The sequence below is a fragment of the Paenibacillus sp. Y412MC10 genome, from assembly GCF_000024685.1.
In the GTDB taxonomy this organism is placed as follows: Bacteria; Bacillota; Bacilli; order Paenibacillales; family Paenibacillaceae; genus Paenibacillus_AQ; species Paenibacillus_AQ lautus_A.
In genome coordinates, this window is the sequence record NC_013406.1 from 3,090,670 (window position 1) to 3,115,262 (window position 24,593).

General features: G+C 48.8%; 20 protein-coding genes. 17 read left to right on the forward strand and 3 right to left on the reverse strand.

Annotation, left to right across the window (positions count from 1 at the left end):
• Positions 1–146 precede the first annotated feature (146 nt).
• A complete protein-coding gene (locus GYMC10_RS13540; protein WP_015734976.1) occupies positions 147–542 on the reverse strand; it encodes a CopG family transcriptional regulator in 396 nt (131 codons plus the stop codon).
• 332 nt (positions 543–874) lie between these two features.
• Here GYMC10_RS13540 and GYMC10_RS13545 point away from each other — a divergent pair, with 332 nt between their 5' ends.
• A complete protein-coding gene (locus GYMC10_RS13545) occupies positions 875–1,435 on the forward strand; it encodes a dihydrofolate reductase family protein (RefSeq protein WP_144374317.1) in 561 nt (186 codons plus the stop codon).
• 82 nt (positions 1,436–1,517) lie between these two features.
• Here GYMC10_RS13545 and GYMC10_RS13550 read toward each other — a convergent pair whose 3' ends face one another.
• The gene (locus tag GYMC10_RS13550) at positions 1,518–2,324 is read right to left on the reverse strand and encodes a phytanoyl-CoA dioxygenase family protein (RefSeq protein ID WP_015734978.1); all 807 of its coding nucleotides are present in this window, start codon (positions 2,322–2,324) and stop codon (positions 1,518–1,520) included.
• Between the two features lie 133 nt (positions 2,325–2,457).
• Here GYMC10_RS13550 and GYMC10_RS13555 point away from each other — a divergent pair, with 133 nt between their 5' ends.
• From GYMC10_RS13555 to GYMC10_RS13605, 10 genes are all read left to right on the forward strand, one after another.
• Positions 2,458–3,264, forward strand: a complete 807-nt coding sequence (locus GYMC10_RS13555) for a helix-turn-helix domain-containing protein (RefSeq protein WP_015734979.1) — start codon at positions 2,458–2,460, stop codon at positions 3,262–3,264.
• 607 nt (positions 3,265–3,871) lie between these two features.
• Positions 3,872–7,111: a PQQ-binding-like beta-propeller repeat protein gene (locus GYMC10_RS13560; protein ID WP_015734980.1), complete on the forward strand. Its 3,240-nt coding sequence runs from the start codon at positions 3,872–3,874 to the stop codon at positions 7,109–7,111.
• Positions 7,112–7,539: 428 nt separating this feature from the next.
• The gene (locus tag GYMC10_RS13565) at positions 7,540–8,499 is read left to right on the forward strand and encodes an ABC transporter permease (protein ID WP_015734981.1); all 960 of its coding nucleotides are present in this window, start codon (positions 7,540–7,542) and stop codon (positions 8,497–8,499) included.
• Positions 8,500–8,536: 37 nt separating this feature from the next.
• Entirely contained in the window at positions 8,537–9,433 is an 897-nt protein-coding gene (locus tag GYMC10_RS13570) for a carbohydrate ABC transporter permease (protein ID WP_015734982.1), read from the forward strand.
• 65 nt (positions 9,434–9,498) lie between these two features.
• Entirely contained in the window at positions 9,499–11,091 is a 1,593-nt protein-coding gene (locus GYMC10_RS13575) for an ABC transporter substrate-binding protein (RefSeq protein WP_015734983.1), read from the forward strand.
• Between the two features lie 119 nt (positions 11,092–11,210).
• Positions 11,211–12,338 carry a GntR family transcriptional regulator gene (locus GYMC10_RS13580; RefSeq protein ID WP_009590558.1) on the forward strand — a complete coding sequence of 376 codons (1,128 nt, stop codon included), beginning with the start codon at positions 11,211–11,213 and terminating at the stop codon, positions 12,336–12,338.
• Between the two features lie 262 nt (positions 12,339–12,600).
• Positions 12,601–13,566 (forward strand): AAA family ATPase, encoded by a 966-nt coding sequence (locus GYMC10_RS13585; protein WP_015734984.1) that lies wholly within the window; start codon positions 12,601–12,603, stop codon positions 13,564–13,566.
• 15 nt (positions 13,567–13,581) lie between these two features.
• Positions 13,582–14,232: an RNA ligase family protein gene (locus GYMC10_RS13590; RefSeq protein WP_015734985.1), complete on the forward strand. Its 651-nt coding sequence runs from the start codon at positions 13,582–13,584 to the stop codon at positions 14,230–14,232.
• Between the two features lie 726 nt (positions 14,233–14,958).
• Positions 14,959–15,309: a DUF4181 domain-containing protein gene (locus GYMC10_RS13600; protein ID WP_015734987.1), complete on the forward strand. Its 351-nt coding sequence runs from the start codon at positions 14,959–14,961 to the stop codon at positions 15,307–15,309.
• Positions 15,310–15,405: 96 nt separating this feature from the next.
• Complete coding sequence (locus tag GYMC10_RS13605; protein ID WP_015734988.1) at positions 15,406–15,855, forward strand: DUF1569 domain-containing protein; 450 nt, start codon at positions 15,406–15,408, stop codon at positions 15,853–15,855.
• A 109-nt stretch (positions 15,856–15,964) separates the two neighbouring features.
• Here GYMC10_RS13605 and GYMC10_RS13610 read toward each other — a convergent pair whose 3' ends face one another.
• Positions 15,965–16,450 carry a hypothetical protein gene (locus GYMC10_RS13610; RefSeq protein ID WP_015734989.1) on the reverse strand — a complete coding sequence of 162 codons (486 nt, stop codon included), beginning with the start codon at positions 16,448–16,450 and terminating at the stop codon, positions 15,965–15,967.
• A 394-nt stretch (positions 16,451–16,844) separates the two neighbouring features.
• On the opposite strand from GYMC10_RS13610, the gene GYMC10_RS13615 reads away from it, so the two are divergent.
• From GYMC10_RS13615 to GYMC10_RS13640, 6 genes are all read left to right on the forward strand, one after another.
• A complete protein-coding gene (locus tag GYMC10_RS13615; RefSeq protein ID WP_251495179.1) occupies positions 16,845–18,524 on the forward strand; it encodes a sensor histidine kinase in 1,680 nt (559 codons plus the stop codon).
• Positions 18,521–20,167 (forward strand): response regulator, encoded by a 1,647-nt coding sequence (locus tag GYMC10_RS13620; protein ID WP_015734991.1) that lies wholly within the window; start codon positions 18,521–18,523, stop codon positions 20,165–20,167. Before GYMC10_RS13615 ends, GYMC10_RS13620 begins: the two co-directional genes overlap by 4 nt.
• A gap of 185 nt (positions 20,168–20,352) precedes the next feature.
• Positions 20,353–21,723 (forward strand): ABC transporter substrate-binding protein, encoded by a 1,371-nt coding sequence (locus tag GYMC10_RS13625; protein WP_015734992.1) that lies wholly within the window; start codon positions 20,353–20,355, stop codon positions 21,721–21,723.
• 73 nt (positions 21,724–21,796) lie between these two features.
• Positions 21,797–22,699 carry a carbohydrate ABC transporter permease gene (locus tag GYMC10_RS13630; RefSeq protein WP_015734993.1) on the forward strand — a complete coding sequence of 301 codons (903 nt, stop codon included), beginning with the start codon at positions 21,797–21,799 and terminating at the stop codon, positions 22,697–22,699.
• 13 nt (positions 22,700–22,712) lie between these two features.
• Positions 22,713–23,540 (forward strand): carbohydrate ABC transporter permease, encoded by an 828-nt coding sequence (locus tag GYMC10_RS13635; RefSeq protein WP_015734994.1) that lies wholly within the window; start codon positions 22,713–22,715, stop codon positions 23,538–23,540.
• Positions 23,541–23,572: 32 nt separating this feature from the next.
• A complete protein-coding gene (locus GYMC10_RS13640; protein WP_015734995.1) occupies positions 23,573–24,574 on the forward strand; it encodes a glycoside hydrolase family 130 protein in 1,002 nt (333 codons plus the stop codon).
• The last annotated feature ends 19 nt before the right edge of the window (positions 24,575–24,593 follow it).

The window sequence follows — 24,593 nt, forward strand, 5'->3', positions numbered from 1 at the left end:
GGAAATAGCTTGGCTGTGCGATCCGTCTACTTGTAGACGGTTTTTTTATGTTGAACCGGCAGGAAAGGGTAGATTTTCTCTTGCGCACTAATATATGAAGCCACTCAGACTTCATAAAAGAACGGCAATTGTGCTTTATGCAAATCCTAAGGCTTATCACCGATTAAGCCCAACAAAAACATTTGAGAATAAGCGTAACCTTTATAAGTCTTGGATAAACACGAAGGAATCGTAAGATCCAGATCCATGTAGGTAGTCAAGATCAATTGAGTGAACTCCTTCTGGTTCGTCAAGGAATGCTCCTGCAATTGTTTGGCGAATTCCTTGCTGACATGTTCTCTTCCTCCAAGTGCTTGCTGTAATAGGTAACCTGCCAAGTATAACTCGGCAGCTGTATCTTCATCTGTCCCTCGATGCTCAGCTACATAATTGCTGATCCAGTCGCGAACAAGAGTTGAAGGGTCTGTGTTATTCTCCTTCGCAATCTCTTGAAAGCTCTCCTTGAGGTCTTTGGATAGACGGATGTGCAGATTGGTATCCATGGGCAAAGCCTCCTTAACGTAGTGAATCTATTGTACGCATAATGTAAACACGTTGTCAACACAAAATATAGACTCGCGAAAACACCGGAAAAGCTCCGGTGATAACCGATAGAGGGAGCAACTCCCATCCAGTGCTTGAAATGACGGTTGAAGCAGATACCGTGATAGCCAGAGACAAGAACATATACACACTAGAATCCGCGACTATCGCGATTTTTTATTTTATTTGTTTTAAATGATGTGGAAATCAGCAATTAAGAAGAAATCATTGATAGTCGAGTACGATAAAATCAGTGAGTATGCTCAATATGTGAATCGAGGAGGACTTAATGATGGGTAGAATCATTCTGACTATGCAGACTACGATGGACGGCATTGTATCAAATGAAGATCAATGGATGACATTAAATGAGGAAATCTTTGAAGATTATTTAGAGTACTATAATACTATAGACACGATTATTATAGGCAGCAATTCGTATTCATCATTAGCACAGCATTGGCAAAATGCAGAGAATTCATCTAACGACGACCTTGAACGAGCTATAGCCAAGCGCATAAATGCCATCCCCAAATTTGTGATTTCCAGCACGAAAATGGAACTAACTTGGATAAACTCTCAGCAAATTCTAGTAAATGGTGAAAATTCCATGGCTCATGAAATCGAGATGCTCAAAAATAGAGAAGGGAATATCTCGGTAGAGAGTGGAGTAAGAACGTGGCAATTATTTATCCAACATGATTTATTTGATGATCTGTGGTTATTTATACATCCGGTAATCGTTTCACAGGGAGAACGGTTGTTTGCGCTTGCAAATAAACGATTCACTATGAACCTTAACAGCAGTAAAACCTATGGCAACGGTGTACTTGGACTGTACTACAGTAAATAGGGCACTGCTATGAGAAGAGGTCTTCTATTCGAGGAAACCAGTGCGGCCAGCGTCTCTAAGATGTACGCTGGCCGCCTTTATTTCAATGGGGATAAGCCGTATCGAATTCGATGCCGCACGGACCGCCATTCGGATTGACGTCAAGGTTGATCTCCGTGCCGTCTTCCCGGAACAAAGGCCGATAAAATGCACCGATTTTGGTAGCCGACGAGTTGGCGTAATGGCAGATAAAAGCGCGGCGGAACCGGTTGGATTTGTTGCGGTAGGACCCGTGGATCAGGTTGCCGTTAAAGAACAGGACGTCCCCTTTGTCCATGATCGCGGGGAGGACCTTTCGATCCTTGGGCGGCTTCACGAAATGAGTGGTAAACGACTCGTTCGAATCGGCTTCTTCCGGGCATACCAGGTCATAATCACTTGTTTTCGGAACGACGAGCAAACCGCCGTTCTCTTCATTAGCCGCGTCGATTGCGGTCCATGCCGCGATGCAGTTGCCCGGCTCCACCTGCAGGTAGAAGTTGTCCTGATGCAGCGCTTGGCCGCGGGAGCCTGGAGGCTTGTAATAGAACATGCTTTGGGCGGCGAGCGCTGGTTCCCCGTACAAATCGGCCAATACTTCCATGACCGGTTTATGCAGCATGTATTTCTTCGCGGTTGCATGAAAGCGGTGCGGATGCATAACGCGGGGATAACGTTTGAGCGGTTCAACGGTTTCATCGTCCAGCACAGGTTCAAAGTGGCCGGGCACGGTCGTGTGGCTGATCTCCTCAAACGTTGCTTCGATCTCCGACAGCTCCTCCTCGCGGAAGAGACCTTTTACAATCAAATATCCCTCCGTTTCGAATTTGTGCAGCTGTTCTTCCGTCAATACGTGTAACTTCTCTCTCATAGCAATTCCTCCCGCGAATTAATGGTTTTCCTGTTGACAATAGAATAAGGTCTGCTTAACTTGAGAGGAAGTATGATTTCTGCTTAATATTACCGGAATTCTGCTATTCGGGGTACAGAGGAGGAGAGACCGCTTGAGAACGCCGGCTGATAGGCATGCCATATCCTTAGAAAGCACCGGAACCATATTCGGCGATCATTTCGAGCAAGACGATTCTTATCGCCTGCGTCGTCCTAACGGAATGCAGGACTGGCTGCTTGTTTACACGCTGGAGGGTGAGGGCTATTTCCGCACGCCTGCCGGGGAGAAACGCTGCGGATCCGGGCAGCTCGGCCTGCTGCGCGCCAACATCGCCCATGAATACGGGACCGTGCAGGGGACGCATTGGAACTTTCTTTGGATCCATTATCCCGGGCTTCCGGAAAACGGGATGCTGCCGAACGAGGAGTTTCTGGTCGAAACCTTGCCCGATGAACGTGTCCGAGGCCGTGTCGAGCTGGCCTTTCGTAATGTGCTGCAAGATTCGCTGGACCGGTTAGAACTGTGGGAAGCTCTGAGCGAGAACGCCCTGCGTGAGATTTTGCTTCTGCTTGCACAGCGGACAAACAAGAGGCTAGATCCCAGAGTCGAGCAAACGCTTGGGTTGTTATCCCGTTCGTTAAAAGAAGACGTCAAAATTGATGCCTTATCCCGAGAGATCGGAATTTCGGGATCCAGGCTGGCGCACTTGTTCAAACAGCAAACGGGATCCACCATTTTGGAGCATCTGAACCGGATGAGGGTTCGCCATGCCGCTTTATTGATGAGCCATTCGGGCCGTACGGCGAATGAAGCTGCCCACGACGTAGGGTTTAACAGTTACAATCATTTTGCCGATCAGTTTCGCAAGCAGTTCGGGGTTTCGCCGAGGCAGTACCGCCAGGCATGCAGGCATCCATGAATGTGCCGGGTTTACATTCGATGCCTGAATGAAGACGGTGCAGATATATCAGACTAACATACGAAATGACAGGGAGGACTGCTGAAGGGCAGTCTTTTATTTTTCTATTCCCGCATTTGAGATATCATCGGTTTCTCAGCCATTTCGCTATGATCCCAATTGTAGATTTTCATAAAGAGCTTGATAAAATTGAGCAAGATACCATCCGTATGACGGTCCCTTGCTGTTTATGCGGGGCCGCTTATGATGCGGCTTTTTTGTCGTTTGGCCTTAACTTTGTGACAGAATCGAGCTTGGTTAACCGCTAGAAATAACAACTTTTCTGCTGTGATGCTTCTGCTTCTTTTGAAATATCCACATTGTCGAATACAGGGACAAGAGGAATATGGCATGATCGTTATGGATTGACACCATCCCGGTATTTGCCTAATATACGGCCAGACGGTTCCGCTAGTCTTCCATATTCCACCAGAGCGGGTTGCGTCTAATCATGACCAAAGGAGGTTCAGATTACTAAAAAACAGAGGCTGAATGCCTGCCGGATTCGTTCATAGCTATCAGAGCGGTCTTACGGGATAGTCAACACCGAAATCTAAGGAGGTCATTTATGAGATTTGCAAAAAGCGGCAAGTACCAGGTATTTATGCTGGCATTGTGTCTGTTATTGGTTTGTTCGGGCGGCGGTCTCGCCGCTGCTTCCGGGGAGAGCAGGCTTGCTCAAAAAACATACGGAACACCGGAGGAAATTCTCGTTCCTAACAACTATACGGTTGCCGTGTTCAACGGTACGGCAGGGAAGGAAGAAGGCCGCAACGTTCTTTATGCGACCAGTAAAGGAAAGCCGGGGCATCTTAACGTGATCGATCTGGAGGATTATAAACTGCTTCGCAGCATTCCGATCGGCCCCTCCGAAAGCTCCTGGGCACATACCACGGCACCGGACGGTACCTTGTTCCTTGCGGCCGACGGCGGCGGAGCGAGGCTGTGGAGTTACTCACCGGTTACTCATGTCCCTGTGCAAGTTGCACAGTTCGATGGCCAGTCGGTTCCGAACAGCATCACCACGGATGAACAGGGCCGCGTGTATGTCGGAACCTATCCCGGCGGCAAAGTGTACCAGTACGATCCGGCTACGAAGCAAACCAAAGATTATGGCCGCGTCATCGGGTCGCTTGACCAGGAGTATGTGCGCTCCATCGCTTACCAGGGCGGCAATATATATGCCGGTACCGCGCATAAGCAGATCGTACGCGTGAATTTAGCGACCGGTGAGAAAACAAATATCGCGGCTTCCCTGCCGGTTAAAGAAGACACCGTGTATGACCTGAGCACGATTGATAACCGTTATTTGTTTGCCCGATATACGGACGGAAGCGGCATTCCTGGAGAGGCGTTTATCTACGATACACAGACGGAAAGCTGGCTGGATGTTGTGCTGGAGAACGTAACGGGGCTTCACGCAACGGACTCGCTTGACGGAAAACTGTATTACATGTCCGACAAGAAGTTGAAAACGTTTAATCTTGCCACGCATGAGGTCGAGTTGACCGGCATGGAGTACAACAGCGGATTTCGGGGAGTAGATTGGGTGGAATTTCCCAATAATCCGGAATACCCGGGCAAAAATCTGGTGACCGTCCGTTATGACGGCGGTGTTACGATCATGAACATCGAAACCAAGCAGGTGCACCTGATGCCGCCGGTCATCCCGGGTCTGCCCGGCGTTGTCAACCGGTTGAAAAGCGTATCGGACACTCAATTGATCACCACCGGCTCGCAGGCCCGTTCCTCGCTCGTCGATCTGACCAATAACACCGCAACGCCGTTCAGCATCGGCCAAGCGGATAGCGTTCATGCCGTAGGCAATAAAGTCTATATGGGCGTGTACCCGGAAGGCGGACTGTACGAGTTCGATTTATCGACAGAGCCTGGAATGAACAATCCGAAGAGACTGGCCGTTCTGGGCAACGATCAGGAGAGGCTGGTTGATATCTCCAGTTCCAAAGGCAAGCTCTACATTTCGACGATTTCCGGTTACGGCACTTTGGGTGGCTCGTTGACCGTTTATGATACCGCCACCGGAGAAATCAACGTTCATCGCAACGTCGTCCAGAATCAGAGCGTGCTCAGTACGACGGTTCATGACGGCAAGGTGTTCGGTTCCACCACGATTCGGGGCGGACTGGGCTCCGAGCCGACGGAAGCGGAAGCGAAGATTTTTGTATGGGATGAAGAGACGCAGCAAAAAATCACCGAGTTTCCGCTCCGGGTTCCGGGACTGGATAAACCGATATTCATCGGAGATCTTTCGGCCGGTCCGGACGGCTTGATCTGGGGAGCATCCTATGAGTATATTTTTGCGATCGACCCCGATACGTATGAAGTCGTGAAGAGCAAAAAAGTGTATCCAAGCTTGAATTTCAGCCAATGGGCGCATCACCCGCTCCGCTGGTCGGAGGATGGTCTGCTTTACGTGCTGTTCAACAACAAATTGACGGTCATCGACCCTGAAACGCTGGAGCATCGGACATTGGCCGACACCTCAAGATTCGATTTACATGCCGACGGGAATCTCTATTTCACGGACATGCAGACCAATACGATTCTGTATCGGATGGAAGTTGACGGAGAAGTCGTGGAAGAACCGCCGCATACGGCTGTTCCCGTCACCAATCCTGGTTTCGAAGAGGAAATGAAGGGATGGAGTCAATTATTCGCTCCAGGCAACGGTTATCGCTATGATCTCAGCACGGAACGCAGTTTCACGGGAACGCACAGCCTGAAGATTACGGACACGCTGAGAACGGCATCCGTTGCCGTCCAAAGTGATGCGATTCCCGTCATCCCGGGAGAGGAATATACGGCAGGCATGAATCTCTATATTGAATCGGGCCAGCCGGGCTTTATGTTCCGATTCTTTGACAGCAATAACGCCACGATTTCCACACTGGAAACCCATTTGGATGAATCGCGATTGGCCCAATGGCAGAAAGTGACGCTCAGAGGGAAGGCTCCGGCTAATGCGGCTTATGCGAAACTGATTGCGGTAACTTCCAGATACAATGTGGCAACAGCCTATTATGACGATTTCTTTGTAACCGTAAAAGACAGTGTTCCTCCCGTCTCGACGGTTAGCCTATCGCCTTCTCCCAACGAGAACGGCTGGGTAAATGCCGATGTGTCCTTGTCCATCTCGTCCGACCGCGCATACTCTATTGCATATGCTGCGGAAGGGGCGCAGCCGATAGAGAAGACCACGGTAAAAGGGAGTACGGCTCAGCTTCAAATCACTGAGGAAGGCGTCACGACGGTTACCTATTCTGCCACCAACTTCTCAGGCGTATCTGAAGCACCTGGAACGCTGAACGTGCAAATCGACAAGACGGCTCCCGTCGTTGAATTCAGCGGTGAGCGAACGTACACGGTAACCGACTCCGTATACGTTTCGTGCAGTGCCGTCGACAGTCTGTCAGGGTTAGCTGACAATCCTTGTTCTCTTCCGCTGCTCGAACGTCCTGCCTATTCCTTTGAACCGGGCTCCCATGAAATATCCGTAACGGCAGTCGATCTGGCCGGAAATAAAACGGAATCCGTCTTTCGTTTTGAGGTAGCCGTGACCTATGACAGCTTGATCGGGCTGGTAGAGCGTTTCGCAGGAAGCGATCAGGGAATCGCACAATCGCTGTCTACGAAGCTGCAAGGCGCCAAAGAGGCGGAGGATCGGGGCAACGACTCCGCTAAGCAAGGCAAGCTGAACGCTTTTACCAATCAAGTCAGGGCGCAATTCGGCAATAAATTGACGGATGAACATGCGGATGTGCTTGCAAAGCTGGCAGCATATCTATAAGCAGACTTAAAGCAAGGTAATGAATATCGACCATGCGTTTCTAAACGCTCGTTTATTTAATAGAAACAGCCGCGTAAACCATGCGGCTGTTTCTTTTTTTCGGAATGATACCGGCCCTCCCTTGTGGGATCGTTCGACAAACTACGGCACGCAGGACGATGTTAATAAGGCTGCAACCGTCGAAATTTGTCATAACAATTCCGCGTTTATACAACTAAAGTAGCAATTATTCGATGTCATATTGACTGGAAAATAAAACCTCACTAAAATGTGTTATAACAAATTATGAATTACATAACAAATGTTAGTACAAGTGAATAGAAGGGAGGTGTCATATTACTGTACCAAGCAGATATTGCTGATGATCTCGCACAGCTCAGACTTCTGCTACACGCCATTCGATTAGATAAAGGAGGTCATGATTAAGCATGGACGCCCGATTAAACTCGGCATCCCCACAGCCCGCTCCCAAACCCACCCGGTGGACGCATGTTAAGAGGCAGCTAAAGCGAAATATCGGGCTGTATATCATCATTTCCCCGGCAGTGCTTTACTTTTTGATCTGGCATTATTGGCCGATGTACGGCGTACAAATCGCTTTCAAGGATTTTATGCCCGGGCTTGGCATCTGGAACAGCCCATGGGTCGGGTTCGAACATTTCGAGCGGCTGTTTGACGCCTATTATTTTTGGACGATTCTGAAAAATACGATCGGGATCAGTTTATACGGACTGCTGGTCGGCATTCCCGCACCGATCCTGCTGGCGCTATTGTTCAACGAGATTCGGAATCGCAAATTCCGCTCATTCGCTCAAAGCATTTCTTATGCTCCTCACTTTATTTCGGTCGTCGTTGCAGTCGGTATCCTGTTTTTTTTCATCTCGCCTACGAATGGCGTCTTTAACTCCATCCTAGTCTCCTTGGGGAAGGAACCGGTCGATTATTTGGCAGAGCCGTCTAAATTCTGGCATCTCTATGTCTGGTCGGGCGTATGGCAGGGAGTTGGCTGGTCTTCACTCATCTACAGCGCAGCCATCTCGGGCATCTCGCCGGACCTGTACGAGGCGGCATATATGGATGGCGCCAGCAAATTTCGCCGAATTTGGCATATTACGATTCCCGGCATCGTCCCGACGATCGTCATCCTGTCTATCTTGAGTGCAGGCGGCATCATGAGTGTCGGCTTCGAGAAAATCCTGTTGATGCAAAACGCGATGAACCTGGAAACCTCCGAGGTAATCTCCACTTACATGTACAAGAGCGGACTGCTTAACACTCAGTACAGCTTTTCGGCGGCAGTCGGCCTGTTCAACAATGTGATCAATTTTATCATCCTGATCATCGTTAATGCGGTTGCACGCAAGGCGGGGGAGACCAGCTTATGGTAAAGGCCGTCGATGCAGGAAAAGGGAGGGAACCTTAGAAGTGCTGTTGAACATTAAACGAACGCCAGGAGAAAAACTGGCCGATATCATAATACTAGTGCTGTCGATCCTCGTGACCATCGTCATTTTGTACCCGCTCATTTTTGTTTTGTTTGCGTCATTCTCCGATCCGCGCCAAATATGGGACAAGCCGCTGCTGCTCTTTCCGGCAGGCTTCAACCTGGACAGCTATGCCAAAGTATTCGAGAACAGCGAAATATGGAGCGGGTATGCCAATACGCTGCTTTACGCTCTCGTGGGTACCGCGATCAATATCATGATGACGGTATTCGGTGCGTACCCGTTATCCAGAAAGCGCTTTTATGGCAAGGGACTATTCACGCTGCTGTTTGCTTTTACGATGTTTTTCAGCGGCGGGCTGATCCCGCTGTACTTGGTGAACAAGGAGCTTGGATTACTGAATACGATGTGGGCATTGGTGCTGCCCGGAGCGATCAGCGCCTACAACATGATTATTATGAGAACCTATTTTCAGACTCGGATTCCGGTGGAACTGGAAGAGAGCGCCTACGTCGACGGCTGCAACGATTACCATATGCTGTTCCGAATCGTGCTGCCTTTGTCCATGCCGATCATTGCTGTGATGATTCTGTTCTATGGAGTGGGCCACTGGAACTCGTATTTTGACGCTATGATTTATTTGACGGACCGGGAGAAATTCCCGCTGCAGCTGATTTTAAGAGAAATCCTGGTGCAGAACGACTTCAAGGAAATGGCCGGAATTTCGGTCGGCGCCGAATACGCGGATCAGATGATGGTTAAGGAAGGACTGAAATATGCAATCGTCGTATTATCCGCGCTGCCGCTCTTGCTATTGTATCCGCTGCTGTCGCGATTCTTTGAGAAAGGCATCATGGTGGGAGCTATCAAAGGGTAAGCCGATATAGGAGCGGTCAATTACCGCTTGGAACTCATAATCATGAAAAGAGGGGATATGGATTTATGAGAAAAGGAATGAATCTTCTGCTTGCTTTCATGTTGACATGCACGTTGACGCTTTCCGCCTGCGGCGGATCAGGGGGAAAGGCGGAGCCGGAACCAGCCGGAACGGACGGAGACACCGGGAACATCAAGCTAAGGATCGTCAAACGCGGATATACCGATGTGCATCCACCAGCCGATCAATTATGGATGTGGCAAAAATACGAGGAGATGTCCGGAATCGAGGTTGAGTTTGAGGAGCTGGCCGGTTCCGCCGTAACCGAGAGGAAAAATGTCATGCTCGGCTCCAACGACCTGCCCGATGCGTTCTACCGTATTGCCTTCGGCACCGACGAGCTGATGAAATATGGCAAGCAGGGCTTGTTTGTTCCGCTCGAGGACTTGATTGAACAGCATGCGCCGAATTTAAATAAGCTGCTCAAGGACAACCCGGATATCAGAGGAGCGATTACGATGTCGGACGGACATATATACGCTCTTCCATACGTTGATTTTTCGAAAGCGTTCAATTCCGTTCGCCTGTATATTAATCAGGATTGGCTGGATGAAGCGGGGCTTGAAGTGCCCAAGACGACCGAGGAGTTCCGCCAAGCGCTCATGAAGGTTCGGGAGAAGGACAGTTCCCGTCTCGGCTGGGTGCTTGAATCGCAGTACTGGACCTTCCTGGAGAGCTTTCTGGCCGGCAGCTTCGGCATGGGCGAAGGCGGCGCCAAGGCTTTCGGACAGTATCTCTATAAGGACGCTGACGGACAAGTCAAGACGACGTTCAACGATCCGAAATACAGGGAGCTCTTGCGTTATATGAGCGATCTGTACAAGGACGGCTCGTTGGCTCAGCAGAATTTCACGACCGGCTACGATTATGCCAAATGGTCTACGGACGGCTCCAACAATTTGATCGGCTCGTTTGTATGGGAAGGGCCGGGATATATCGGAAAGGAAGCGGCCGAAAATTATGTGGGCATCCATGCCCTGGAAGGTCCGAACGGCGATAGAGTCGCGGGGGTGCTGGGACCGCCGGCCAAAGGGATCTTCGGTTTCGTGATTACCAACAAAAACAAGTATCCGGTCGAAACCATCAAGTGGATCGATTATTTCTACGGTGAAGAAGGGATTAACTTCGCTACCTTTGGATTGGAAGGAGAAACTTACGAACTGGTGGACGGCAAACCGAAATACAAGGACGAAATATTGAACTACAAGGGTGGCGTGCAGCTGGGTGCCTTCCAATATGTTGATAATGTGTATGGCGCTTATTATCCTTATGTTGAGCCTGACGACGATTTGCGGATGGCGGCTCGCGGGACGACGGTCGCTGACGAGATCAAAGCGGATCCTGCCGAGCTGGATGAGCTGGCGCCCAAAGAGCTTTGGCCGGATTTTGTTCCTACGGATGACGAAGCCAACCAAACCAGCGCGATTCTGACCGACATCAATAAATACATGGAGGAGATGCGGGTCAAATTTGTTACGGGTAAAGCGAGTCTGGACACGGATTGGGATAACTACGTTAAGACCTTGGACAAAATGGGGGCCCAGCGTTACCTGGAAATCAAAAGAGCGCAGTATGAACGCTATACGAACGTGAAGTAACCATGACGGGACGCAGGCATGATCGATCGGGGCGGTTTACATGCCAATGATGCAAACGCTATAATTTTAGTTGGACTAGATCAAACCGGAAAATAGATAAAGATGGGATGAGAACCAAGTTGACCAAAGACAATAAACCGCTGTACCGCGTGATGATGGACGAGCTAAAATCGAAAATTTCATCCGGCCTGTACCCTTCCGAGGCCCAGCTTCCTACCGAGGCCGAGCTGAGTACGGCCTTCGGCGTGAGCCGCATTACAACAAGAAGAGCGCTCGAGGAGCTGGAGCGGGACGGGTTCATCTACCGCGTCAAAGGAAGCGGCAGCTTTGTCAAACCCCGGCAGCGGGGGCAGGAGCAGCGATCGGTTGGAACGGAAAAAATGATATCGCTGATCCTGCCTTCCGAAGACGACCGCGGCACGATGGGGTATATTCGCGGCGCTTCGGACTGGCTGAACGCGAACGGCTACTATTTAAGCATTCATCAGAGCGATTATGACTCCCAGAAGGAGCGCGATCTGCTGGAGATGCTGACCCGAAAGGGCATTGCGGCCATTATATTGTACCCGCGGAACGATCATACGAACTACGATATCCTGCATCGGCTGTGCCTTGAAGATTATCCGATCGTGACCATTGATAAATATTTTGACAGCCTCCCGCTCGGGGCGGTCGTTTCGGATAATTGGAGCGGCTCTTATCAAGCCGTATCCCGATTGATAGAGCTTGGACACCGAAAGATTGCGTTTCTGACCGCGGTCAGCATTGAATCCACTTCGTCGGTGCGCGACCGGTATTTCGGATACTGCCAAGCGCTAAAGGACCATGGGCTTCCCCTTGACAGTCGTTATATCAGGCTGAACATGAAGGGTTACCGGGAGAAGGTCGGCGTGGAGCAATTTTATAACGAGCTGCTGGACTCGTACAAGACGGAGGGGGTGACGGCCGTTCAGACGGAAAATGATCTGATTGCTGCCAACCTGCTAAACCTCTGTTTGGAGAGGGGGATCCGCATTCCGGACGATATCTCGATCATTGGCTTTGATAATAATCCGGTCACGGAGCATGTGATGATCCCTCTCACTACCGTCGAGCAGAACTTTTACGAGATCGGCCGCCAAGCGGCCGAGCATGTCGTAAACTGGCTGGAGAGAGGGAAACCGACACCGGGCAGGGCGCTGATCCCTGTTAAGCTGGTGGAGCGGGATACGACCGCTCCTGCTCCGAAAGCGAGATCGGGCAAGTAGATACGACATAAAGGCTGATTGTCTGAGGATGCACTTTCTGCAGGCAATCGGCTTTTTTGTTCGGTATGTAAAAGTTGAATATACATATTCTTTGCTTACTCAAGCAAAGTGCAAGCGTGGTACATTATTTGGAGGGATGAAATTCGATTGGCGATGTCCATCAAAGAGATTGATTCGAAAGAATATAACGCTCAGCCCCTCCGAACAGGTAAACCATGACACTGACACCATGTTAAGCTAGTCGCGAAAGGAGGTGAATTTCATGAGTACGATTCATATGCTGGTCGGGATACCCGGCAGCGGGAAAAGCTATTATGCCAAACAATTGTGCAAAAGCGAGCGGGCCGTGCTGGTTGCGACGGACGCGATACGCGAAAGATTGTTTGGCAGCGAATCCAAACAGAAAAATACGTATATGGTATTTGACGAGGCTTTCGCCGAAATCGAAGAGGCGCTGAAGTCGGATCGAAACGTCGTATTCGACGCAACGAATGTCAGCCGGGAACGAAGACTGAAATTTCTGAAACGGTATGGCGATCGACGGGTGGAGTGCCATATCTGCACGACTCCTTATGAAGTGGCACTGGATAGAGTTAAGAGACGAAAACGCCGGCTTGATGAGAAGATCATGACCAAGTATGCCAAGAATCTTGAATTCCCGGTCATGGGTGAAGGGTTTGTCGATCTGCACCTCGTTCATGAGGCGGGTGAAACTCAGCTGGCAAGAGAGGATTTGGAACAGCTGCTAACGCGCAGGCCGGATCACGATGAGTTGTTCGGTTACTTATCGCAATCCCCCTATTTTCAAACGATGCTGGGATTTGATCAAGAGAATCCGTTCCATTCGAGAACGTTGTCGGAGCATACGTTTGCCGTGCTGGAATACATCCAAAATTGCTATGAAGGTGAAGGCGATCATCTGCTGGCTATGCAATTAGCGGCTCTGTTCCATGACGCGGGCAAGCCGTTTTGCAAAGTATGGAAGCAGGCTCGAGGATACTATTCCTATTATGGACATGAGCATGTATCGGCCATCATGGCATGTCATGCCTTAAAAGACCTTGGGTATGAGGATGAATTTGTGCTTCATGTCGTCCAACTTGTCAGCTTCCATATGGAAATATTGCATGGAGGCGATGCCGGCGCATCCAAGATTTATCATTTGTTAGGCGAGGATTTGCTGGCTCAGCTGTATTTCTTCGCAGAGGCCGATACGTTCGGCAAGTAAGAGAGGTGAACAACGATGAAAATGAAATACCCCAGAACGATGCATCTGCCCTGGTCCAGAGGTTATACCGACGACGATAAGATTTTGCGGAATACCGACCATTTTAAGGGGCAGGAGGTCGTCATTACCGAGAAAATGGATGGGGAGAACACCACCATGTACCCCGATTTAATCCACGCCAGATCCCTGGACAGCAAGGATCATCCTTCCCGTCATTATGTCAAGACGCTGCATGGGGGCATCAAGTATTTGATTCCGGAGGGATACCGTCTCTGCGGGGAAAACGTCTATGCCAAACATTCGCTTTCGTATTCGGCGTTGCCGTCCTACTTCATGCTGTTCTCCGTGTGGAATGAGTTGAATGAGTGCCTGTCATGGGATGAGACGGAGGAATGGGCGGAACGTCTGGGGCTGGTTACGGTTCCTGTGTTGTACCGGGGCATCTGGGACGAGGAGGCTGCCAAGGCTTGTTATACGAAGCAGTCAGGCTGCGGCGGGGAGCAGGAAGGTTATGTGGTTAGGCTGGCTTCCGCATTTGCATATGACGATTTTAAGCATAGTGCTGCCAAGTACGTCCGCAAGAATCATGTTCAAACCGACGAGCATTGGCTGAGCAAACCGGTGGAAGCGAATCATTTGGCTGCAGGAGATTTGAACGGTAAGTAAGTATTTTATTATTTTTAGAATATGAGGTGTTGATCATGTAATTTCTAAATGCTTTTTAATAAAATGATGTGGATACATAGCACTGATATGAGCTGCCGCTAAAATCGGGGCTTTTTTTATTGGGTTATTGCAAATCAGGTTACCACATTTTGTGAGTGCAGGTATAATGAGCATATACTTTAAGGTGAATACAGAATCAACCTTATTCGATGATAGGAGATCACATGAACAATAACAGGATGTTTAGCGTTTCAGCCCCGTCTGGCATTAAATTAATGGTTTCCATGCTGCTCTTAATCGTTATTCTTCTTGGAAATATCATGTTGGAACAGGGAGAAAGGGACTTCTTTTATTATGCCTGTATAGTGTGGTTAGTTTTTTGTTCCACCGTATTCATCATCTCCTTCTACAGAACCTGCCTGATGAAACCAGGCGTGATGAAAATGCATCAAGACGGGATCATAATAAACGGAAAAGAAATGAACGCAGATTCCGTGGCATGTTTACTGATCAACCAGGACAGGAAACCGGTGATCGGAATCAAGCCGAAAGGGCGTAGAATCGTGCCTTTGAAGCTATGTTTTACGTTCACGGAGGATCAGGTGGAGGGAATCAGGCAGCTGGAGATTTGGGCCAGCGAAAGACATGTGAAGGTTTCTAAAGGTTTTTTTATGAGATGGTTGTAGAAAGCACTTGCATTTTATTCCACCTAAAGGAGGATGGTAAATGGAGGGATTATACTCATTTATAGTCCTTGTTATTATAGTTGGACAATGGGTCCTAAGGAAGATTATTGATGTAGGCGAAGAAGAGATGCGTGACACACCGGTGTATAAATGGTATCTTCTGGGCTCATGGGCTTTATTAATTCCGATACTCATTCTTGTATGGACGATGGATAGAAGCAGACCTTATCCCATATGGCCATTCTTATTATCCCTAATCTTCTGCTTTCGCGGATATATGGAGTGGAAATACATACGCGAAACCAGGCGCCATCAAGTTTCAATCCTATTGGCTGCAGTTTCACTTTTCTTCACAGGTTGGATGATATTCATTCTCTTATTAAAATATTAAAACAAAAAAGCAATCCAAAAGAAATGTCCCGTAGATGGGTCAGCTATCATATAATCAGGTGTTTAGACATGGATTTCACTATAGGGAGAGACAAACATGAATAATATGTTCAATCATTTCGATATGACCCAAATATTAAACCGAATCGACGCATTAAGCCCTCAATCACAACCGTTATGGGGAAAAATGGATGCTGCCCAAATGCTGTCTCACTGCTCCGCGTTCCAAGACATCGCCATGGGCATCACAAACCCGCCAAGAGGCTGGCTAGGTAGGTTGGTAGGGAATTTCGCGAAGCCCGTGTTTTATAATGAAAAACCGTTACCTCGCAACATGTCGACTATTCCGGATATTTTGATTGCGGATCCAAGAGAATTTGAAACGGAAAGAGAACAATTGAAAGAAAAATTGATAGCATTCCAAAAGCACGGACCCGAGAAATGTACCACGCATCCTCATCCTTTCTTCGGTAAACTGACCTCGGAGCAATGGGGGATGGGATTATACAAGCATCTGGACCATCACTTGAAACAGTTTGGCGTTTAAGGCTCAAGAAACCTATGTAATGTGGATACGGATGCAACCCGTAGAGCCATGACTACGAAGGTTGGCTCTACGAGGTTGAAGGGTCTTGCTGCAGATTATGTATTCTTCTTTATAACCATTCCACGTATTTCTCCATCGTAAACTCGCCTTCCAATTCCAGCCGGGTATCCGGCTTACTCCCATCATAATAATTGACGTCCATCGTCGTTCCAGTCCAATATACGTAAAATACGCCATTTCCTCTATACTCAATGCGTCCCCGGTTATCATTTACCTCCTGATGTTCAAAATAATAGAGTCTTGCATCCAGGCTTCTGGAGTTCTCGTTATAGCCCTGGGCAAGCGTAAATTCCAGCGGTGCAAACTCATTCAGTTTTAGCGTATCCAGATAAATCGTAAGCTCCGCGTCCGGATTGTTCAGCAGCTCATCCGAATCCGGGAAATCCTGAAGCGGTTCGGTCTCGGTTTCCGTTTCAAACCACAGCATGATTTGCGGCCGTTCATTGACTTGGCTGCGGGTTGCATAGGCTTTGGATTCGGCCAAAGCGTGTTTTTCGGTTCCGTTATAACGGATTAATGTGATCGTTCCCGGCATGTGATTCTCCTTGTCTATTGTATTCGATTATTATAGAATGTCAGATTTGCCTTACTAAATGGTAGCATAAACCAATCATCGCACCAATAAGTTAGCATAACTTTCCCTTACCTTATCTGGCGAATGGAACGATAAAAGTAGAATGTGCAGGGGCGGGATATGGAATCTCCTATTGCGAAAATGATATTTTATTGTAAAATGACCGCAACAGATTAGTTACGACATGGCAGGACTTCTTGTCATTTCAGGAGAGGTTGATCGAGTATTGATTAAACGACAAAGACACGAGCATTTTACCGGAAAGTTCAGCAAGTGGGTTTACGGGATCACGTTTAAACAAAGAGTTCGCTTATCCTTCATCATTATGATAACGCTTGCAATTGGAGCGGTAGGCATGACAACCTATTGGATCGCCTCCAAAGAGCTTCAGAAGAACGCTTTCGAATCCAGACAAGAGACCGTGAACAAAACGACTCAGATTCTGGACGACAAATTGGCCGGGATCTCCAATTCGGTTCGTTCCCTAATGTTCAGCTACGCCTTTAAGGAAATGATGCTGGATGTGCAGAGCAACGACATCTCGAATTATTACGTGCATTTGTCCGAGCTTCAGTATGTGTTTTCACAGGTTACCTTTAACGAGCCACTGATCGAAAGCATACTCATTGCTACCCCGATCGGGGATTTTTATCCAGTATCGCAGCGTCGTTCCCAGACCCAGTCCTTTTATGAATCCAGCATGTATTACGACGTGAAGGAGAATTATGGGGGGATCTGGGTTAAGGGGCACACCGACAAATTTTTTACCGGGAACAGCCGAACGCTTTCCTTTGTTACCAAGGGAACGCAGGAGAACGTTTCCAACACCAACGTATTCATCGTGGTGAACGTGAACGAGAGCGGGTTGATCGGCATGGTCAACCAGCATTCTTCGAATGATGACAGCGATTATTTTGTCATTGATTCGAAAGGCGAGGAAGTCATTCGGACCGCCTGGTCGTCCAGCCATAATCTCATGAAAGATAAACCATTCTTGTACAAAGTATCGGAAGGTAACCAAGGTTCTTTTTTTCATCATTTTGACGAAACCGATTACCTGGTGAACTACACCCGATCCGCCGTGGTCAAAGACTGGAGTCTGTTCGGCATTCAGCAGAAGGATAAGCTGCTGGAGCAAATGAACGGAGTCAAGCGAACCACCTTTTATATCATGCTGTTCTTTCTGGTCCTTACCTGGTTGCTGTCCACCAAATTAACGGCAATCCTGCTTAACCCGTTATATAAACTGCAGCGGCTCATGCGGGAGGTTGAGGACAACCGATTGAACGTCCGTTTTGCCAGCCGGTCTACCGACGAAGTTGCGCAGGTGGGTTATCAATTTAACCGCATGCTGGACGAAATCAATCGGCTCATCGATGATGTAAGGCTGAGTGAATCCGGGAAACGTAAGGCGGAGATGCGGGCTTTAACCGCGCAGATGGAGCCGCATTTTTTATACAACACCCTGAATACGATCTACTGCAAATCGGTGCTTGGCGAGAACGATGAGGTCAATGAGATGATTTTGTCCTTGTCCCAGATGTTCCAGTTAGGGCTGAGCGGAGGCAAGGACTGGAACACGCTGGAGGATGAGCTTCTGCATGTGGAGCAGTATTGTCTCCTGCAGCAAAAATGTTATGAGGGGCTGTTTGAGTTTGAAGTTACCGTGACAGACGATTCGTTGTTAACTTGCCTGATGCCCAAAATTCTATTGCAGCCGATCGTGGAAAACAGTATTCAGCACGGGTTTAGGGACATCGGCTCAGGAGGTCAAATCCACTTGCACGTTTGCAGGCAGGGCCAGCTGTTATATCTGATCATTGAGGATAACGGAATCGGCATGGATGCGGATAACGTCATGAAGGGGATGCTGGAGCCGCCGGTCTCCAAGAAGGGTTATGCCTTGAATAATATCGTGAACCGGCTTAGTCTCTTTTATGGTGAAGATGCCGGAATCAAGCTGACCAGTCTTCCCGGCAAAGGATCAAGAACGGAAATATGGATGCCGATTAGAGAAGGGGACGTTGAATCATGACGAATGGATTACCCGTGATTAAGTTATGCATCATTGATGATATTCGAAGCGTGGTCGACATGATCGCACGGAAGCCGCCTTGGAAGGATCATCATATCGAAGTCGTTGGCACGGCACTGGATGGCGAGGAAGGCATCCGCCTCGTGAAAGAGACGAAACCCGATATTGTCCTAACGGACATCCGGATGCCGAAGAAGGATGGGTTGGCCATGACGCAGGAAATTCTCGAAAGTTCTCCTTACACGAAGATTGTCATTCTCAGCGCATACACCGATTTCTCGTTCACGAGACAGGCCATCCGCTTGGGAGCCTTTGATTTTGTGAAGAAACCGTTCTCGATTGACGAAATCATCCAGGTCGTTTTGAAGGCAAAGGCTGCGTACCTGGAAGAATTGCAGGAGCAAAGCAAGGTCTTGGAACTCAAGCAGAACATGATCAAAAGCTTGCCAGTCCTGCAGCAGGAATACTTGTCATTGCTGATCCATCACCGTACGAATCCGGAAGCGGCATATCAGCAATGGCAAGCACTTGGCATCAAGCTTGAGCCACGGCGATTCAATCTCTTTATCGTGGAAGTGGACCGTTTCATGGACAAATATAAGGAGCAGCCAGCACGTGAAGTGGAGCTAATCAGGTTCAGTTTGCGCAATATTTTGGAGGAAACGATTGGAGGGGTTACCCATGGCGTCGTCTTCAGCGAGGCATTGAACCGCTTGATCTGCCTGATCAATTGCGAGGATATGGGGATGGCGGAGCAAATATCGGAGGCTTGCCGGCAAAACATTTTTCAATTTACGCATTCGACTATTTCCATCGGGATCGGCATGTGCGTTCATTCAATCGATGAGCTGCCCGATTCCTATCAGCAGGCTCTGAATGCGCTGGATTATCATTTTTATACAGACGGCAATGGTGTAAGCAGTTATTCCGGCACTTCTGCCGAAGAGAAGACCCTCTTGAATTATACGGCTTCGACGGAACAAGAGTTTCTGTTTGCCTTACGATCCGGGCACAGGGAAAAATGCCAGCTGATTCTGGAGCAGATATTTAATGACTTGCTGCAGCGTGACCCGCTGCCCAAGCCGCAGCATGTTGAAAACTTATGTTATGAGCTGTCATCCAAGATCTGCAGAGTCATGTCGGAGCTGTTCCCTCACGAGCGGGTGAAGAGGCTTGAAGGACAATGGAACACGGTGAAGAGTTCCGGCCATGGTTCATTCCAGATCATGCGGGATACGGTAAAAGGGATATGCCTTGAAGCTTGCTCTTGGGTCGAGCAGGAGCGCTCGGACGAATCAACCAAATTAATCTATCAGGCAAAGGATTATATATGTGCGCATCTACATACGAACTTATCGTTGGATACATGTGCGAAGCAGTTTAATATCAGTCCAGGGTATTTCTCGAATCTGTTCAAAAAAGTGCTGAATATCTCCTTCCAACAATTCGTGATCCATCAGCGAATGGAAAAAGCCAAAGAAATGCTGATCGATGATTATCAGGTACAGGAGATCGCACAGAAGCTTGGATACGAGCATCGCCGTTATTTTAGCGAAATCTTCAAGAAGCATACTAACATGACCCCGTCCGAGTTCAAGCTGTATAGTACGGGGAAGCTCAGCACTCCTATGGATTTGGATTGAGGATCATCCTATAGAATACAGCCTTGTTTCCCGTAATTCTGGATGCAAGGCTTGTTTTGTGAAGAACGGATTCATGGGGAAACCTGCCCTCGATGTGTGGTTACCCGCATTATGCGAGTGAGAGGGGCCCTTTATAATGAGAGAGAAAGAAAGAGGTTCCGTAGATAAAAAGGGAGGTAACACGGATGAAAATAAGCAAGAGATTCTTCATGTCCGCGATATGCCTGATGCTTTCTGGAAGTCTGGCAGCTTGCGGCAGCTCGACGTCCACAGATCAAGGGGCGGAAGCCGGATCCAATGACAAGACAAAAATCACCTATTGGACCGGAGATCGCCATGATTCCGAGTTTGTCAAAGAGACCATCGATACATTCAACAAGACGAACAAGGATAACATCGAGGTGGAACTGGTCATCAAAGGTGACGATTTCGATCAAGCACTGGATATGTCCTTCCAGACTTCAGAGCCACCGGATATCATCCGCGTGAAAGAGAACACCATCCAGACCTTCTATAAAAAAGGGTTTCTTGCACCGATCGACGAGTTTCTGACGGATGAAATGAAGGAAAAGTTTCCATTGATGGAGGATCTGAACAGCTTTGAGGGAAAACGCTACAGTCTGCCGAACTACGGCACGACCATGCGACTGATTTACAATAAAGAGCTTTTTGCCAAAGCTGGCATTGAGCAGCCGCCAACCACTTTGGATGAGCTGGTCGAAACCGCCAAGAAAATAACGGAGGCAGGAAAGGCAAGCGGAGCCTATGGATTCGCCCAGAATTTCAAAAATCCTTCCAGTGCGTTAGGGCGTTCTGCGCGCGTCATCGCAGAGGTAAGCGGTTTCGGAGGCTTTGGCTATGATTTTAAGACGGCCCGATATGACTTTAGCGGCTTTAAGCCGATCATGGAGGCGTTCAAGCAAATCAAGGACGACGGAAGCATGCTGCCGGGTGTCGAATCGCTTGATATTGATCCATTGCGTGCTCAATTCGCTGAGGGAAAAATCGGCATGTACTTATCTTTTTCCGCTGAGGCGGGAGTCTACCAATCCCAATTCCCGGCCAAAATCGAATGGGCTGCGGCACCCGTTCCTTCCATAGACGGTCAATTCAATGGCGCTTCCGGTTTCCTTGGCGGTCAGTGGCTGGCCATTAGCTCGGAGTCGGAGCACAAGGAAGCCGCATGGAAGTTCCTAACGTACATGTACGATGAGTCGATCCTCCAACAGTACCAAGAGAAGGGATTCGGCATATCGATGGTTCCTTCGGTTAGCGCTGTTGCCGCGAAGCCTGAAGTGAAAGGGATCGACGGGTTCCTGCCTAATCAATACGACGGTGTTTGGCCGGTCTATCCGACCGTGCCGGTACAAGGAATGAAGTCGGACGACGCCTTCTTCAAATACATCCTCAGCGGAGGCGATCTGGATTCCATCATCGACGATTTGAATACCCGCTATAATGCCGCCTTGGATGCTGCCATTGCGAGCGGGGAAGTGAAGGCGGAGCCGATGGCAGATTTTAATCCGCTGGATCTTGCCGGACAATACGCTAAATAGAAAGTGTCACAGGGGATGGGGCATGCCCCATCCTTTCTTAAATTCTAAAGAGACCGCAAGGAGTTGAGAGGATATGAATAAAGCGAAGAGTGTTGCTTTTTCATACAGCTTTCTGTTGCCGAGCTTTATTCTGACCATGGTTCTTGGCATTTACCCGATCATGTGGGCGATGAGGTATATGTTTTACGATTATAAAGGATTTGGCGCCGAACGATTCGTAGGATTGGCCAATTTCGAACGTGTCGTGAAGGATCATCAGTTCTGGGAATCCGTAGCCAACACGTTCATATACGCCGGAGGCAAACTCCTGCTCTCGATACCGCTTGCCCTGATCTTGGCCGTTATTCTGAACTGGAGGATCAAAGGCAGAAATTTGCTCAGAGCGATTTTCTTTATGCCGACGATCATAAGCACCGCCGTAATGGCGGTCGTATTTTTTACGATCTTTAACTCCTATAATGGCATTCTCAATCAGTTTCTGCTGAAATATCAAATCATCGGAAATGCCATCGATTGGCTGGGCGTGGATTATGCCATGCTGACCGTCATTCTCGTGGCCGTATGGGGGGCGATTGGCAATTACATGCTACTCTTTCTGGCGGGGCTCCAAAACATTCCCGAGGATGTTTATGAGAGCTCTGCATTGGACGGGGCAAGCAAATTTCAGCAATTCCGATACATTACCATCCCTATGCTTGGACCCGTGATGCAAATGATCATCATGTTGGCCATTATCAATGCCCTAAAAGGTTATGAGAGCATCATGGTCATGACCGATGGCGGTCCGATCGGAAAAACCAATGTCATGTTCCTATACGTATATAAATTGTTCTTCCCTCCGGCAGGCTCCACGGCATCCACGCAAATCCAGGAGTTCGGCTATGGCAGCGCGGTAGCTTTTGTTACGGCCGTGATTGTCGGCGTCATTACGATACTGTACTTCTATGGCTCGAAACGCATGAGTCATAACGAATAAGGGGGAAACGTTCATGAGAATCGCATGGAATACTATACTGTGGGCGTTTCTGATCGTCGTCGCATTTTTAACGCTGTTTCCCGTCGTGATTACCTTGCTCGGTTCCTTCAAAACCAATGCCGAACTTACGGCGGGAGCCACATTTCTGCCGGCTGATTGGCAGTTCTCCAACTATATCGAAGCTTGGGAGCAAGCGAATTTCTCAACGTACACGCTGAACAGCCTGTTCGTTGCCGGAGCCGCGACCATCGGAACGTTATTGGTGGCTTCCATGGCGGCTTACGTCGTGAATCGGATGGACTTTATCGGTAAAAAGCTATACGTCGGTCTCCAGGCATTTACGATGTTTGTCGCCATCGGCGCCGTGGTGCTGCGTCCTCAATTCGACCTCATGATTCGCCTTCATCTTCATAACTCGCTGTGGGGCGTAATCCTGATATTAATCAGCGCCCATGCTTCAGCATTCTTCATCCTGCTCAGCTTTATGAACGGGATCCCCAGAGAGTTGGATGAAGCCGCGCGCATCGACGGTTGCTCGCCGGGCAGAACGTTCTGGCGAATCATCATTCCCTTGCTGACGCCCGGGCTTGGCGTGTGTGCTCTGTTTGCTTTTCGCGGGGCATGGAATGAGTATCTGCTCCCGTTTGTGTTTACGCTCAGCAAACCGGAGCTGCAGACGTTGACCGTGGGCCTTGCCAATCTGAAGTACGGTGTTGCTGCCGCTTCCCAGACTCACTTCATGATGGCCGGAGCTTGCCTTTCCATACTCCCGATTCTTATCGCTTATATTTTTGCCAACAAATCTTTTATGCAAATGACCGCCGGCTCTTTAAAGGGTTAGCGGCAACTTACCATAACAGGAGGCTTTTTGCCATGAACTCACTTCATATCGGAAATCTCATCTCAAGTTCCGTGATTCGGCGTCATCCGGATAACCCGATTCTGGATGCGTCCCGCGTTCCATATCCGACAGCGCTTGTATTTAATGCCGGTGTGACCAAATTCAACGGGAAATACGTGATGGTGTTTCGTAACGACTACGGAAGTGTAGAACGCCGGACGCTCGAGCCCCATCATACCACCGACCTTGGCGTCGCCTTTAGCGATGACGGAGTTCATTGGGAGGTGCAGCCAAAGCCGTGCTTTAAGCTGCATGACCAAGAGATCATTCGGGCGTATGACCCTCGGCTCACCGTTATCGATGGTCGATGTTACATGTGTTTTGCTGTGGACACGCAGCATGGCATTCGCGGAGGCGTAGCGGTTACTGACGATTTTGTGAGCTTTGAAATATTGAGTCTATCAACGCCGGATTTGCGCAACATGGTGCTGTTTCCCGAGAAGATTGGCGGCAACTATGTACGGCTGGAGCGGCCATTCACGGTGTACAGCCGAGGGGGAGTCGATCGGTTTGATATGTGGATATCGGAATCGCCGGACCTGAAGTACTGGGGAAATTCCGGTTTGCTGCTCGCTGTCGAAGACGTCGCGTTTGCCAATGACAAGATTGGTCCCGCGGCTCCTCCAATAAAGACGAAGTTTGGCTGGCTTACGTCTTTTCATGCGGTGGATCTTGATCCTGCAAGAGGCAAGAACGGGTGGGAACCCTCCTGGAAAAAACGTTATACCGCCGGCTTGATGATGCTGGATTTGGATAACCCCAAAAAAATCATCGGTATGTATAAGGAGCCCTTGCTGACGCCAGAGGTTAGTTACGAGACCGAAGGAGGCTTTCGGAACAACGTGATCTTCCCTGGCGGCATGATACTTGAAGAGGATGGCGAGGTTAAAATTTATTACGGTGCAGCGGACGCGGTGGAATGTTTGGCTACGGCACATATTGATGAATTGATCCAATTATGTCTCAACGATTAGAGCGAGGTGGGATAAGAAA

Excerpts from the sequence above, each read along its gene's own strand:
- GYMC10_RS13540 (WP_015734976.1), bottom strand. The coding sequence starts at position 542 with ATGGATACCAATCTGCACATCCGTCTATCCAAAGACCTCAAGGAGAGC.
- GYMC10_RS13615 (WP_251495179.1), top strand. The coding sequence starts at position 16,845 with ATGACAACCTATTGGATCGCCTCCAAAGAGCTTCAGAAGAACGCTTTC.
- GYMC10_RS13560 (WP_015734980.1), top strand. The coding sequence starts at position 3,872 with ATGAGATTTGCAAAAAGCGGCAAGTACCAGGTATTTATGCTGGCATTG.
- GYMC10_RS13610 (WP_015734989.1), bottom strand. The coding sequence starts at position 16,450 with ATGCCGGGAACGATCACATTAATCCGTTATAACGGAACCGAAAAACAC.
- GYMC10_RS13565 (WP_015734981.1), top strand. The coding sequence starts at position 7,540 with ATGGACGCCCGATTAAACTCGGCATCCCCACAGCCCGCTCCCAAACCC.
- GYMC10_RS13620 (WP_015734991.1), top strand. The coding sequence starts at position 18,521 with ATGACGAATGGATTACCCGTGATTAAGTTATGCATCATTGATGATATT.
- GYMC10_RS13545 (WP_144374317.1), top strand. The coding sequence starts at position 875 with ATGGGTAGAATCATTCTGACTATGCAGACTACGATGGACGGCATTGTA.
- GYMC10_RS13605 (WP_015734988.1), top strand. The coding sequence starts at position 15,406 with ATGAATAATATGTTCAATCATTTCGATATGACCCAAATATTAAACCGA.
- GYMC10_RS13630 (WP_015734993.1), top strand. The coding sequence starts at position 21,797 with ATGAATAAAGCGAAGAGTGTTGCTTTTTCATACAGCTTTCTGTTGCCG.
- GYMC10_RS13600 (WP_015734987.1), top strand. The coding sequence starts at position 14,959 with ATGGAGGGATTATACTCATTTATAGTCCTTGTTATTATAGTTGGACAA.
- GYMC10_RS13585 (WP_015734984.1), top strand. The coding sequence starts at position 12,601 with ATGAGTACGATTCATATGCTGGTCGGGATACCCGGCAGCGGGAAAAGC.
- GYMC10_RS13575 (WP_015734983.1), top strand. The coding sequence starts at position 9,499 with ATGAGAAAAGGAATGAATCTTCTGCTTGCTTTCATGTTGACATGCACG.
- GYMC10_RS13590 (WP_015734985.1), top strand. The coding sequence starts at position 13,582 with ATGAAAATGAAATACCCCAGAACGATGCATCTGCCCTGGTCCAGAGGT.
- GYMC10_RS13625 (WP_015734992.1), top strand. The coding sequence starts at position 20,353 with ATGAAAATAAGCAAGAGATTCTTCATGTCCGCGATATGCCTGATGCTT.
- GYMC10_RS13635 (WP_015734994.1), top strand. The coding sequence starts at position 22,713 with ATGAGAATCGCATGGAATACTATACTGTGGGCGTTTCTGATCGTCGTC.
- GYMC10_RS13550 (WP_015734978.1), bottom strand. The coding sequence starts at position 2,324 with ATGAGAGAGAAGTTACACGTATTGACGGAAGAACAGCTGCACAAATTC.
- GYMC10_RS13640 (WP_015734995.1), top strand. The coding sequence starts at position 23,573 with ATGAACTCACTTCATATCGGAAATCTCATCTCAAGTTCCGTGATTCGG.